Source organism: Rhizobium sp. WYJ-E13 (genome assembly GCF_018987265.1).
In the GTDB taxonomy this organism is placed as follows: domain Bacteria; phylum Pseudomonadota; class Alphaproteobacteria; order Rhizobiales; family Rhizobiaceae; genus Rhizobium.
In genome coordinates, this window is record NZ_CP076854.1 from 67,012 (window position 1) to 79,257 (window position 12,246).

Sequence of the window (12,246 nt, forward strand, 5' to 3'; positions counted from 1 at the left end):
AAGTCCGGAGATGAAGGGGGGATTGCTCAGCCGTTGGCAGCCATGGAGCGGGCGACTTCGGCGGCACTGATGCCTTCAAGCGCCAGACCATAGCCACCGTCCTTGTCGACGATCCGGCGCAGCTTCTGGGTCAGTGCGATGCGGGTGTAGCTCGAGGTCAGCGGCGGAAGGGCCGCAATGCCCTCGGCAATCTGGTGGGCACGGGCAAGAAGCCTGTCTGCCGGCACGATCTCATTGACGACGCCCCAATCCTTGGCGGTTGCAGCATCCAGCACCTGGCGAGTGAGAATGAAGTAGCGGCCACGGATGCTGCCGATCACTTCCGGCCAGAGCAGATTGACGCCATCACCGGGCACGATGCCGAACTCGAAATGCGGCTTGTCCTGGAAGACCGTTTCCGGCGTCGCAAGAATGATGTCGGTCAAAAGCGCGTATTCGGAATGCAACAGGACGGGACCGTTCAGCGCCGTGATCATTGGCACCTCGATGTCGAGGATGTTCATGAGAACTTTGCGGCCTTCGCGAAAGATCTTGTCGTAGCCGCGCGGCGAGAAGAAATCGAAGCCTTCGGGGCTAATGGCGTCCATGAAGGCGTCACCCGAGCCGGTGAGGATCACGACGCGGTTCTCACTATCAGCACCGATCTGGTGGAAGAGATCGACGAACTGCTCATGCGTGTGGCCGTTGAAGACGAGTTTGCCGCCGTCTGTGTGCAGCGCGACCTCAAGCACGCCGCTTGCCGAGCGGGTCAGGCGGGCATTTGGGAAACTGTTCTTGTAAGATTCGAATTTGGACATGGGTGTACTCCTGTATGTCTCGGTAGGATTGGTGGATGAAAGGATCAGGCGGCTGGCACGAGGGCTTCGGCCATGGCGGTGGCCCGTTGGACGGCGGGGCGTGCAGCGACGGCTTCATACCAGCGAGAAAGGTTGGGATGGCCTTCAAGTCTCAGGCCGGGGAATTGTATCCGCCACATCCAGCCGAAATGGGCGATGTCGGCGATCGTGAACTCTTCTCCAGCCATAAAGGGCTGCGAGGCGAGCCTGGCGTCGAGCAGGCCGAGGATCCGCTCGGCTTCGGTGACGAAGCGGGCTTCGGCAATCGGCTGCGGCTCGGGCGACGAGCGCTTGAAGAAGCCGGCATTGCCGAAGGCTGGGCTCAAGCCCGAAGCATGGAAGAAGAGCTGTTCGAAGACGCGAGCTCGGCTGGCACTTTCCTGCGGCAGCAGCTTGCCAGTCTTCTCGGCGAGATAAACGAGGATGGCGGCGCTCTCGGTCAAGACGAAATCGTCATCGACCAGAACCGGCACTTTGCCGTTCGGGTTGAGAGCGAGGAATGCCTCAGCCTTCTGCTCACCCTTGCGCACATTGACCGGCTTCAGCGTGTAAGGCAGCCCCATCTCTTCGAGCGCGATCAGCACTTTGACGCTGTTCGGAGTGGCAAAGGCGTGGACTTCGATCATCGTTCATCTCCATCGGATCGTGTTCCGTTGGAGGCAGTTATGACCATTCCTCTCACCTTGCGGCAGGCGCGTTGAGGCGATAACGCTTATTCCGAAGGAGAATAGGCAATGGACAGACTACAGGCGATGACCGCCTTTGTGCGGGTGGTGGAGACGGGGTCGTTCTCAGCGGCGGCTCGCCAGATCGGCGTCGGCCAGCCGGCGATCTCGAAAACAATCGCGCAACTGGAGGATCGCCTGCAGGTCCGCCTTCTCATCCGCTCCACCCACGGCCTGACGCCGACCGATGCAGGCTTGCGTTTCTTTGAGCGGGCAAGAACAGCAATCCAGGAAGCCGACGAGGCGGAGCTGGAAGCAAAGGGCTCTGGCGCGGGCCTGTCGGGCCGCCTCCGGATCTGCGCAGCGACCACCTTTGCCAGGATCATGGTCCTGCCGCATCTGTCACAGTTCATGGACAGCCATCCGGATCTCGACGTCGACGTCCTCCTGGACGATCGCGTCATCGACCTCATATCCGAGGGTATAGACGTGGCGCTGAGAATGGGCGAGCTCGCCGATTCCTCTGCCGTAGCGAGGAGGCTCGCCACCGGTCGCCGCTCCGTGATGGCGACGCCCGCCTATCTCGAACGTCACGGCATGCCGCTCGTGCCGGCTGATCTCGCGGCCCATCAGGCCGTCGTCTATACCCAGCTTGGCAACAACTGGATCTTCAGCCGTGAGGGAACGGAAGCTTCCGTGGCCGTCACCGGCAGGGCCCGTTTCAGTGCCGCGGAAGGCATCCGAACCGCCGTCTTGTCGCATATGGGCCTGGCGGTTGCTTCCGACTGGATGTTTGCGCCGGAATTAGCCGACGGCACGGTGCGGCGTGTCCTGGAGGACTGGGACCTTCCGCCTATCGATCTTTGGACCGTCTTCCCAACCGGCAGGTTGGCGAGCGCAAAGGCGAGGGCGTTCACCGATTTCGCGGAATCGATGGTCGCTGGGTAAAGCGTGTGATAGAGAATGACTGACGTCTCGTCCTCTGCAGATGAAGGCAGAGGTTTCGGTGTAACTCAAGTGCTAAAATGGCGATCAGCTGGCAGCTATCGGAAGTCCGCGACGTCCTAAAGCCGGGGAGCTTGGCCATCCTCGATCGACGGTGCGCGAGGGCTATCGCCCTTGAGCAGGCGAATGTCCTGGATGGGTGGTCGACCGAACAGACGACGGTATTCGCGGGTGAACTGGGTTTGACTTTCATACCCGACGTCGAAACCCACGGCTCTGGCATTCGAACGTCCGATCAGCAACAATTTACGGGCTTCATGAAGTCTGACATGCATCCGGTATTCCAGCGGCGTCATCAGTGTCGTCGCTTTAAAGTGGCGATGGAGCGATGTCGGGCTCATGCCCGCGAGATCGGCGAGAAAGCCGATCGACATCGGCTCGCGATAATGCTCCTTCAGCCAGGAGGTCACCCGCCCAATCTGAGCGAGCTTCGTATTGCCGGTGGCGAAATCTCTCAGGGTTGCGCCACTCTCACCCTGTAGAAGCCGATAATAGAGTTCCGTGGTGGCGGGCCTCAGGAGCGCTCCGAGATCTTCTGGCCGGTCAACAAGTGCCAGTACCCGATAAAGTGCGTTCAGGATATCGTCTGTCTGCGCAGACACGGAGAGACCTTCGCGATGGGGTGCGAGGGGCACGGCCGAGACGTAGGGAAGCAATTCGGCCATCGCGTTACCATCAAGTTCGAACGACACTGCGAAGTGTGGATAGTTCGTCGATGCCTCGGTAATCCGCGCAGAAACGGGCAAGTTTACAGAGGCAATAAAATACTTGTCGTCGTCGACGTCGAACATATGGCCGCCAAGCGAAATCTCCTTGCGCCCTTGAAGAACGACGCAAAGGCGCGGCGTGTAAATGCTTTCCGCCGGAAGTGTCGGGGCGACGACCTTGAAGATCGTGAGCCCGGCGATGGGAGTTTCCTGTTTGGGCGTCGAAGCGTGGCGATCAATGATTGCGACGAGCTCATCCTTGATCTTCAAGACCATTCCTCCAACAACACCTTACAGAGCATCTAAGTAGGTGCGAACTCTGTGTTTGGTAGGATCGTATGAATGTTTGGGGATTTTGGCATAACGGCCGACTCCGCTCTTTCGTATCTTTTTCGACAAGCGGCGATGGAAATTCTCCGTCGAAGCCTTGTGGTCTCTCTGCAATCGAAAAGGAAGAAAAAATGACCGATAAACCTGTATGGTTCATCACCGGAGCGTCGAGCGGCCTCGGACTGGAGCTCGCAAAACACCTGCTGGATTCGGGTTATCGTGTGGTCCTTGGGGTCCGTCGTCCAGAAGGCCTGGCGAACCTGGCGGCGCAGTTCAACGGTCGCGCTCTCGTCCTAAAACTCGACGTGACTGATCGCGCGACGATCAAAAGCGCAGTCGCTGAAGCCATCTCAACCTTTGATCGGATCGACGTCCTGGTCAACAATGCGGGCTATGGCTATCTCGCCGCGATCGAGGAGGGCGACGACGAAGGCGTTCGCAAACAGTTCGACACGAACCTCTTCGGCCTCATCGATGTCACGAAGGAAGTTTTGCCGTTCATGCGGTTGCGCAGAAGCGGTCATATCGTCAACATTTCTTCGCTAGGCGGTCTCATGGCGTTCGCAGCAACGGGCTACTATCATGCGACCAAATTCGCGGTCGAGGCGATTTCGGAGTCATTGAGCCAGGAGGTGACCCCGCTCGGCATCAAGGTAACCATCGTGGAGCCGGGCGCGTTTCGGACCGACTGGGCCGGACGCTCCATGGTGGAATCGCCGATCGAGATCGACGACTACGCCCAGACGTCGGGCAAGCGCCGGTCATCGACCAAAGCGGTGTCGGGCAATCAGCCAGGCGATCCGGCGCGCGCTGCTGTGGCCATCCGTGGCGCGGTGGAATCAGCCCAACCTCCGCTGCGCTTGCTGCTGGGCGGCTCGGCCCTCGATCTTGCGTATAAGCGCCTTGAGGCACTGAAGGAAAACTTTGACGCATGGAGCGAGGTCACCCGCAGCGCGGATTTCCAATGATTTTCAGCGGCGGCCGGTTTGACGAAACAAATACCTCGCCGCCCCAACTACCTCGCATGTAATTGAAGCCATTTCTCTCGTCGCATGCTGGCCAGTCGACTACGAACGGCTTAGATACGTACGGAGAAGTCAGATGATAAACCTTTCAATATACAAACGGAAATGCTCCCACCGGGTTGCGTCGCTAGGCTCGGCAACGTTTTGTTCAGCAAAGCCTCTAAATGTCTGATTACGGATAAGCAATTTGCAACCTTAACTCGTTTCAATGCTTTCCAGCGGCATGGAGACACCGATGTTACTGGGCCTGCAGAACCTCATACTAAGAATGGTTGCGCAGGGCGACGAGCTACAAGCAACCTTGGAGAGACTTTGCGTTGAAGTCGAGCGCCTTTTGCCGGGCACGGTCGCATCGGTGCTGACGCTGGACGACGAGGGATGCCTGCACCCATGCGCCGCGCCGGGCTTGCCTTCAAGCTACTCGATGGCGCTCGACAATCTCAAATTGGCCCGATGGTTGGCTCGTGTGGTGCAGCCGCATTCCACGGCGAGGCAGTGATTATCGATGACATCGAAAATGATCCGCGATGGGCGCAGTTTAAATCCCTTGCACTGCCTCACGGTCTTAGAGCTTGCTATTCGAACCCGATCTTCAGCAGCAAAGGCAAGATTTTAGGCACTTTTGCGTTATACTTCCGGGAAGCACGGGCTCCAGCCGTCCTTGAGCAAACCATTGTCGAAGGCTGCCTGCCGCTATGCATGATCGCGTTGGAGCGTCACGAGCGGCTGCGGGAACACCGCCGGCTTGCCTTCACCGACGTCCTGACCGGACTACCGAACCGCGCGAAGTTCAACGTGACAATGGAGGAAAAGCCGCCCGGTGACTGGGCGCTTTTGCTTGTCGACGTCGACAACCTGAAAGTTATCAACGACACGTTCGGCCACGCAGCCGGTGACGACTTGATAGCCTCAACCGCACGTGGATTGCTGAGCGTCGTCAGTCCTCGGGAAGTCTATCGTCTAGGTGGCGACGAGTTCGCAATCGTCCTTGATCCTACCACGGCCAGTGACTCGGAGAACATCGCAACAGAGCTGGCCCGGAAAGTCCATCATCCTACCTTATGCGCTGGCCATACTGCGTTTCCTTCCATCACCGTTGGAATTGCCCATTCTGGGCGGAGGTACTCAGCAAACGAAATCCGCCATTTTGCCGATCTCGCGCTTTACCATGCCAAGGACACAGCGCGCGGTGGCTTCGTGACCTATAATGCGGCACTGACCTCGACAATCGCGAAGCGCTATGAAGTTGTGCAGACCGTCGCGGCCGCGTTGAAAGACGAACGCATCGAAGCCTGGTATCAACCAATCGTTCGCATCGATACCGGAGAGATTGTCGGCGTCGAAGCGCTGGCGCGCATGCGTCTTGCGACCGGAGAAATGGTACCGGCCGCCGTGTTCCATGAAGCCACGAAAGACGCCCATGTTGCGGCGTCGTTGACACGCACAATGATTGACCGGATCTCGATGGACCTTGGTCATTGGCTGAGATCAGGCATCCCGATCCAGCACGTCGGAATCAATCTCTCGGCTGCAGATTTTCAATGTGAGGATTTTCCCGAGAGCCTCTAGGCCGCATTTGAGAAGCAGGGTGTTCCGCTCCATCACGCAATTCTTGAGGTGACGGAATCTGTTTATCTCGGCGGTAGAGATCAGATCGTCGCAAAAAAGATTGCCGCGATGCGTGCGGCGGGCCTCAAGGTTGCGCTGGATGATTTCGGGACCGGCTTTGCGTCACTCACCCACCTGATCACAGTCCCCGTCGACGTCATCAAGATCGACAAATCGTTTACCGACCGGCTGGGCGACGATAATGTCGGAGTGGCCATTATTGAGGGTATTCTTCATATCGCCAAGTGCATGGGGGTCCGCGTGGTCGCGGAGGGCGTCGAGACGGCACCGTAAGCAGAAATGCTCCTTTCGCGTGGCTGTGTCCTTGGCCAGGGGTATCTTTATGCAAAGGCGATGCCCACGTCGGAAATGGCCGCGTTGCTCCGAGCCCATGGTCAACAGGCGGAAATGAGCGTCGGTCAGAAGCCACAGGGGCGAAGTTTCGCGGAAAGAAACTTGCGATCCAAGGGTTGAATGAGATCAGACTGTTGTGTGATTTCATGTCGCTCGCGCACGAATGATATTGCTATCAAATTCGCTGATGCCTCAACGGCACGATCTCCATAGTCCTCACAACGGCGTCAGGTCCTATTCCTGGCTCTCGAGATGATATCCGCCAAGCCATCGACCGTGAAGGGCTTTGACAGCTGTAGTGCATCAGAGATGCCGGAAGCCGATGTGGCGCTATCGTCGCCACTCGCGAAGACGATGCGAACGGTCGGCCACGAACCAACCGGGGTCAGAACAAGAGCAGTGCGAAATCGTACGCTAAGGGCGAACGGAATGAGAACTTACGCAGCGTCCCTTAGCCTAGCCGGAAGTCTGAGCGACCGGAAGCCTTCGGGCATCTGATGTTCCGCGTCCCAGGTGTAGATGCCGGTAAGGTTGATATGCTCCCAACTCAGAGGCGAGACGTGCTTGAGCACATGATCAGGAATCTCGCGACGCGCTTTGCGTAAGTGGGTGATGGCCCGTTCGATATAGACCGTATTCCAGTGGACGATTGCGCTGACGACAAGGTTGAGACCAGAGGCGCGGAACGCCTGGCTTTCGTACGACCGGTCGCGGATCTCGCCCCGCTCATGGAAGAAGACAGCGCGCTTCAGTTTATGGGGGGCCTCGCCCTTGTTGAGACCGGCTTGGCATCTTCGCCGTAGTGCCGGGCTTGAGTACCATTCGATCATGAAGAGCGAACGCTCAATCCGACCGAGTTCGCGGAGCGCCCTCGCCAGATGGCTTTGCTTTGGAGATGCGGACAGCTTCTTCAAGATCGTAGACGGCACCACGGACCGCGTCGTGATCGACGCCGCGAGATGGAGCAGATCGTCCCAATGGTCGAGAATCAGGGTAGTGTTGATCGGCGCCCCGATATGGTTCGACAGGACCGGATATGCATCGCCCTTCTCAAACGTGTGGAACTTCCGGTCTTTGAGATTGCGCAGTCGCGGTGCGAACCGCTTGCCGATCAGGGCGAATAGCCCGAAGATGTGATCACTCGCGCCGCCCGTATCGGTAAAGTGTTCCTGGATCTCGAGGACCGTGTCCTGATCGAATAGTCCGTCAAGCACATAGGCCGCCTCGCTTTCGGTCGGACTGATGGGCAAAATGCTGAAGTAGCCGTATTGATCTGACAGATGGCTGTAGAATTTCGATCCGGGTTCGCTGCCGTAATGCAAATTGATGTCTCCGCGTTTTGCAGCTCGGTCGCTCGCTCGGAAGAATTGACCGTCTGAGGAAGATGTCGTGCCGTTGCCCCAAAGGCGGGAATGCGGATGGCGGGTGTGCGCATCGGTGATGCACGCCTGTGCCGCGCGATAGGTCTCTGACCGAGCATGGAAGGTGCGCATCCAGCCGATCTGGTGAGCGCTGATCCCCTTGGATGCGCCCGCCATTCGTTTCGGGCCGAGGTTGGTCGCATCCGCCAGCACGCCAGCCAACATCGCAGAGACATTTTTCGGGATGTCACCGGTGCGAACATGCGTGAAGTGATCCGCAAAGCCGGTCCATTCATGCACTTCCCTTAACAAGTCGGGAACCTCGACCAACGGATACATGTCGCTGATCTCGGCATTCAGTTCCTCTGCTTCCACGGGGACTTCGCCGACGGTCGGTGTGACGATCAACGTTCCGGCCTCAAGACGAACTCCTTCGAGCTTTCCGGATCGTGCTCTGTGCGCCAGACGCTGCAGGTTGAACTCGAGCATCTGACAGGCTTCGGCAAGCCACTGTGCGCCGTCACCTTCGACCCCCAAACCGAGACGATCTTCTTCCTTCATCGCGATGAATGTCGACCGCGGCATCAGATGCTCGTCAATCGGACGAAAAGATCGGCTGCCGTCGACCCAAATGTCCGCAGATCTAAGCCGGTCTCGCAAAACCGCTAGCGTGGCGATCTCGAAGAGACGGCGATCAGGTTTCCCTTGTTCGAAGATAAGCCGTCGATCGGTTTGGCTGAGGTGGGTGAGCGGCACGCGATCCGGAAGTGTCCGCCGCTTCTCGGCATAAAGCCGTTTCAGCAGCGCAATTGCCGCCAGAAGCGGGTCGTGAAGATACGCCGAGCGGAACGTGAAGGCCTGAAGGAACGCACCAGTGTATTTGTCGACGGTCGCATACTGCTCGGCTGCCACGGACAACGGCGGTGCCTCGTTGTCGTCGACCATCGACTAAAGCTCAGGCTTCATCCGAAGCAGCCGGTCCCAGCCAACTCTTTGGTCGAGAACATCCAATGCGTTCCGACATAGTCGTTGGCGGATTGCAGTGCGGTGATCGTATCTAAAAACATGCGCAGCGCTTTGGCGATATTCGCTCTGCAGTCCATCTGTCGCTGCTTCTTTCGATTGTTGGCTTGCGAGAACAACTTGCCCATCAGTTTGATGAACATCGTTACCGCATCGTCCGTGAGCTTCTGGCAGAGCTTGATGACCTGAGCCACGATCAGAGCGTGGCGGCGGCTGGCGTTGAAGTCGTTGGCAAGCCAGGCCGGCGTTGCGTTGCCCTCCCGGATCATCTGGTCCCACCGTCCGGATGACACGCGCGCCTGCAGTTCCGGATCGATCTCCAGCCGACGCAGAAAAGCTATCCGCTCGGTCAGCCCGACGAGGTTCGCCGCAGCCGGCGCTTCTGGCGCCGAACGCAGCCAATGAAATCGCGTCTGGCCGATCGACGGGTCAACCTCTAACAGCCTATCCAGTGATTGAAGCCTATCGAGTGGGATGTCTTCAATCAGGGTTTTTTCTGCCCGGCGCCGGGCTATGGCACGGCCGGCAAGGCCGATGCGTTCGATCGTGTCGATCGCCGGCAAAAGAGCTCCGCGTTCGCGAAACGTTGCGACAAGCGAACTGGCTATCACAGCACCGTCGTCGGACATGGTCGCCGCTTGAATTGCCGCCAATAGCGCGGCGCGGCGATCTTGCACCGTCGCGCTTCTCGTATCGAGATACACCATTAGCCGCGCCATATGATCCCGACGGGTTTCTTCACGGCGTGCATAGAGGGCAAATTCGTCTGGGGCGGCGCCGATCTGATCAGCAACATATCTCAGCATCGCGCCAGGCGGAGTTTCTTCTGCTCCAAGCACTCGACCCGGGTATCGCATTAGACATAGCTGGATGGCAAAGCCGAGCCGATTGTGATTACGTCTCCGCAGTTCGATCTCCAGGCGATCCGCTAATGACAACGAATAGTGGCGGATCAAGCTGTCCTCGTCGACTGGGATATCGACAAGCTTCCGTCGATCTTGATCTTTGAGAAGCTTGCGCTTTGCCATCGCCCGACTCCATTCATGACCAATCTGCGTGAAGCGTTGTCGAGTCGGGCCGAACAGAGAAATCAAAACTGGCGCATGTCGATGGCAATCCACAGAGATCGGATGTTGCACATCCGATCTAAGGCATCGTTCCGGTTTCGTTCGACCTTAGCGTACGATTTCGCACTGCTCTTGTTCTGACCCCATGGAGTCGCGCGTTGGAGGGGGGAGTTCATTGTGCTGACCTCGTACCGCGTCCATCACGTCTCTTGACGACGTGGCGTTTCTCCGTGCGACTATGATACCGGCCGGACAAATCACTCATTGCCGCCGCTGGATCTTAGCGTTTTTGCGGCTCCAAGCTGCAGCTGTAAAATTCCATGCATCGCAACACATGGATCACTACCATTACTAGAGTGGGCGCCGTATAAACTTCGAAATCAACCCCACCAACCCTTCGCGGAATGAAAGCACGCAGCCAACGAATACGACACCCTGCACGACCGTCACCCATGCGCCCAAAGGTGCCAGGTAGTTCTGCATTGCGACCACAACCAAAGCTCCGGCTACAGGTCCGAAAATCGTACCCAGGCCTCCGACTAGGGTCATCAACACCACCTCCCCCGAGGTAGACCAATGAATATCGGTCAGTGACGCCAGTTGAAAAACGATGGCTTTCGTCGCACCAGCCAATCCGGCGAGTGTAGCAGAGAGAGCGAACATCAAAAGTTTGTACCGGTCGACGTCATAACCGAGGGAAATACAGCGCGGCTCGTTATCTCGAATAGCCTTGCACAACTGGCCGAAAGGCGAGTGCACGATACGATAGACGACACACAGGCCGGCAAGAAAAATGACAACCACCGCGATATAGAGAACCCGATCGTTACCCAGATCGAAAATATTGAACAGGCGGCCGCGAGGCACCGACTGTATCCCGTCCTCGCCTCCGGTAAAACCAGGGGTCTGCAGCGCGAAGAAATAGAGCATCTGGGCAAGCGCCAGCGTGATCATCGCAAAGTAAATCCCCTGCCGCCGAATGGCGATCGCGCCAAAGACAAGCCCAATAGCTGCCGCTACCATGGTCCCCGCTAGAATTGCCAGTTCGGGAGGAAGGTGCCAGGCTTTCGCGGAGTATGCGCTCACGTAGCTGGCGACCCCAAAAAAGGCCGCGTGACCGAAAGATAGCAACCCGCCAAAACCCAGGAGTAGATTGAAAGCCAGTGCGAAGAGCGCAAAACAAAGGACTTTCATGATGAAAATCGGATACGCGACGAACGGCGCAAGTGCCAGCACGATCGCCAATCCAAGGATGACGCCACGGTGAAGACGAGCGGTCTTTCTTTCCTCGTCGCGTGCGGAAGTTATCGGCACGAATGCTGCCGGCGCGCTGGTGTCTGCCATGATGTTCCCCTTTTTTTGTAATGTGGCGCCGCTCATGCGACGCGCCCGAACAGACCGGCCGGCTTCGCAAGCAAGACGATGACCATGATGGTGAAGATCACCGTTGCAGATCCCTCGGGATAGAAGACCTTGGTAAGCCCTTCGACCACACCCAGGCCAAAGCCAGTCACGATAGCGCCCATGATGGATCCCATTCCACCAATGACGACGACCGCGAACACGACGATGATGAGATCTCCACCCATGTTCGGATTGACGGAATAGATCGGCGCTGCGAGTACGCCGGCAAATGCAGCGAGAGCCACGCCAAACCCGTAGGTTAACGTTACAAGCAGAGGCACATTAATGCCGAATGCCTGGGTCAACGCCGGATCCTCCGTGGCCGCTCGCAGATTGGCTCCGAGTTTTGTCTTTTCGATCATGAACCAGGTTGCCAGGCAGACAACAAGCGAGATTGCGACAACCCATCCGCGGTAGATCGGCAGGATCATGAAGCCGAGGTTCCAGGCTCCCTGTAACGCACGTGGAATTTGGTACGGAAGCCCCGTAGAACCGAACTCATTCCGGAAAAGACCCTGAACGATCAACGCAACACCGAACGTCAGCAACAACCCGTAGAGGTGATCGATATGAGCGATCCGGGCGATCAGCAGACGCTGAATCAGAATGCCAAAGGCCCCGACAACGAGTGGCGCGATTACGAGAGCCGCCCAGTAGTTGATACCCAGGTAATTCAAACAAATCCAGGCGACGAATGCTCCCATCATATAGAGCGCGCCGTGAGCGAAATTGATAATGTTGAGCAAGCCAAAAATGATAGCGAGCCCGAGACTGAGAGTTGCATAGAAGGAACCGTTGATCAGACCCAGGAGGAGCTGCCCGAGAAGAACTTGAGGCGGAATACCGAGAAGATCCTGCATC

At 57.7% G+C, this 12,246-nt stretch carries 8 protein-coding genes and 2 pseudogenes; 4 read left to right on the forward strand and 6 right to left on the reverse strand.

Translation table 11 applies throughout. From position 1 onward, the window contains the following. Positions 1 to 26 precede the first annotated feature (26 nt). Complete coding sequence (locus tag KQ933_RS21855; protein ID WP_216759959.1) at positions 27 to 797, reverse strand: enoyl-CoA hydratase/isomerase family protein; 771 nt, start codon at positions 795 to 797, stop codon at positions 27 to 29. Between the two features lie 44 nt (positions 798 to 841). Then, entirely contained in the window at positions 842 to 1,462 is a 621-nt protein-coding gene (locus KQ933_RS21860) for a glutathione S-transferase family protein (RefSeq protein WP_216759960.1), read from the reverse strand. Between the two features lie 108 nt (positions 1,463 to 1,570). Between KQ933_RS21860 and KQ933_RS21865 the strand changes: the two genes are divergently transcribed. Further along, positions 1,571 to 2,449, forward strand: coding sequence for a LysR family transcriptional regulator (locus KQ933_RS21865; protein ID WP_216759961.1), 879 nt, complete (start codon positions 1,571 to 1,573; stop codon positions 2,447 to 2,449). Between the two features lie 116 nt (positions 2,450 to 2,565). Here KQ933_RS21865 and KQ933_RS21870 read toward each other — a convergent pair whose 3' ends face one another. Beyond that, positions 2,566 to 3,483 carry an AraC family transcriptional regulator gene (locus tag KQ933_RS21870; RefSeq protein WP_216759962.1) on the reverse strand — a complete coding sequence of 306 codons (918 nt, stop codon included), beginning with the start codon at positions 3,481 to 3,483 and terminating at the stop codon, positions 2,566 to 2,568. 191 nt (positions 3,484 to 3,674) lie between these two features. Here KQ933_RS21870 and KQ933_RS21875 point away from each other — a divergent pair, with 191 nt between their 5' ends. The 3 genes and pseudogenes from KQ933_RS21875 (at position 3,675) to KQ933_RS21880 (ending at position 6,470) form a co-directional block, all read left to right on the forward strand. Further along, on the forward strand, positions 3,675 to 4,511 hold the full coding sequence (locus KQ933_RS21875) for an oxidoreductase (RefSeq protein ID WP_216759963.1): 837 nt from the start codon (positions 3,675 to 3,677) through the stop codon (positions 4,509 to 4,511). Between the two features lie 292 nt (positions 4,512 to 4,803). Next, entirely contained in the window at positions 4,804 to 5,067 is a 264-nt protein-coding gene (locus KQ933_RS33495; RefSeq protein WP_253958462.1) for a hypothetical protein, read from the forward strand. Then, positions 5,022 to 6,470: pseudogene (locus KQ933_RS21880) on the forward strand (EAL domain-containing protein). The gene KQ933_RS33495 and the pseudogene KQ933_RS21880 overlap by 46 nt, the downstream one beginning before the upstream one ends. A gap of 497 nt (positions 6,471 to 6,967) precedes the next feature. Here KQ933_RS21880 and KQ933_RS21885 read toward each other — a convergent pair. The 3 genes and pseudogenes from KQ933_RS21885 to KQ933_RS21895 form a co-directional block, all read right to left on the reverse strand. Further along, positions 6,968 to 9,942: pseudogene (locus KQ933_RS21885) on the reverse strand (Tn3 family transposase). A gap of 390 nt (positions 9,943 to 10,332) precedes the next feature. Next, positions 10,333 to 11,325, reverse strand: a complete 993-nt coding sequence (locus KQ933_RS21890; RefSeq protein ID WP_216759964.1) for a branched-chain amino acid ABC transporter permease — start codon at positions 11,323 to 11,325, stop codon at positions 10,333 to 10,335. Between the two features lie 32 nt (positions 11,326 to 11,357). Next, the gene (locus KQ933_RS21895; protein WP_216759965.1) at positions 11,358 to 12,245 is read right to left on the reverse strand and encodes a branched-chain amino acid ABC transporter permease; all 888 of its coding nucleotides are present in this window, start codon (positions 12,243 to 12,245) and stop codon (positions 11,358 to 11,360) included. Between the last annotated feature and the right edge of the window lies 1 nt (position 12,246).

Bases quoted from the DNA above. Each gene is read 5' to 3' on its own strand.
- KQ933_RS21855 (WP_216759959.1), bottom strand. From the start codon at position 797: ATGTCCAAATTCGAATCTTACAAGAACAGTTTCCCAAATGCCCGCCTG.
- KQ933_RS21860 (WP_216759960.1), bottom strand. From the start codon at position 1,462: ATGATCGAAGTCCACGCCTTTGCCACTCCGAACAGCGTCAAAGTGCTG.
- KQ933_RS21865 (WP_216759961.1), top strand. From the start codon at position 1,571: ATGGACAGACTACAGGCGATGACCGCCTTTGTGCGGGTGGTGGAGACG.
- KQ933_RS21875 (WP_216759963.1), top strand. From the start codon at position 3,675: ATGACCGATAAACCTGTATGGTTCATCACCGGAGCGTCGAGCGGCCTC.
- KQ933_RS33495 (WP_253958462.1), top strand. From the start codon at position 4,804: ATGTTACTGGGCCTGCAGAACCTCATACTAAGAATGGTTGCGCAGGGC.
- KQ933_RS21890 (WP_216759964.1), bottom strand. From the start codon at position 11,325: ATGGCAGACACCAGCGCGCCGGCAGCATTCGTGCCGATAACTTCCGCA.
- KQ933_RS21895 (WP_216759965.1), bottom strand. From the start codon at position 12,245: ATGCAGGATCTTCTCGGTATTCCGCCTCAAGTTCTTCTCGGGCAGCTC.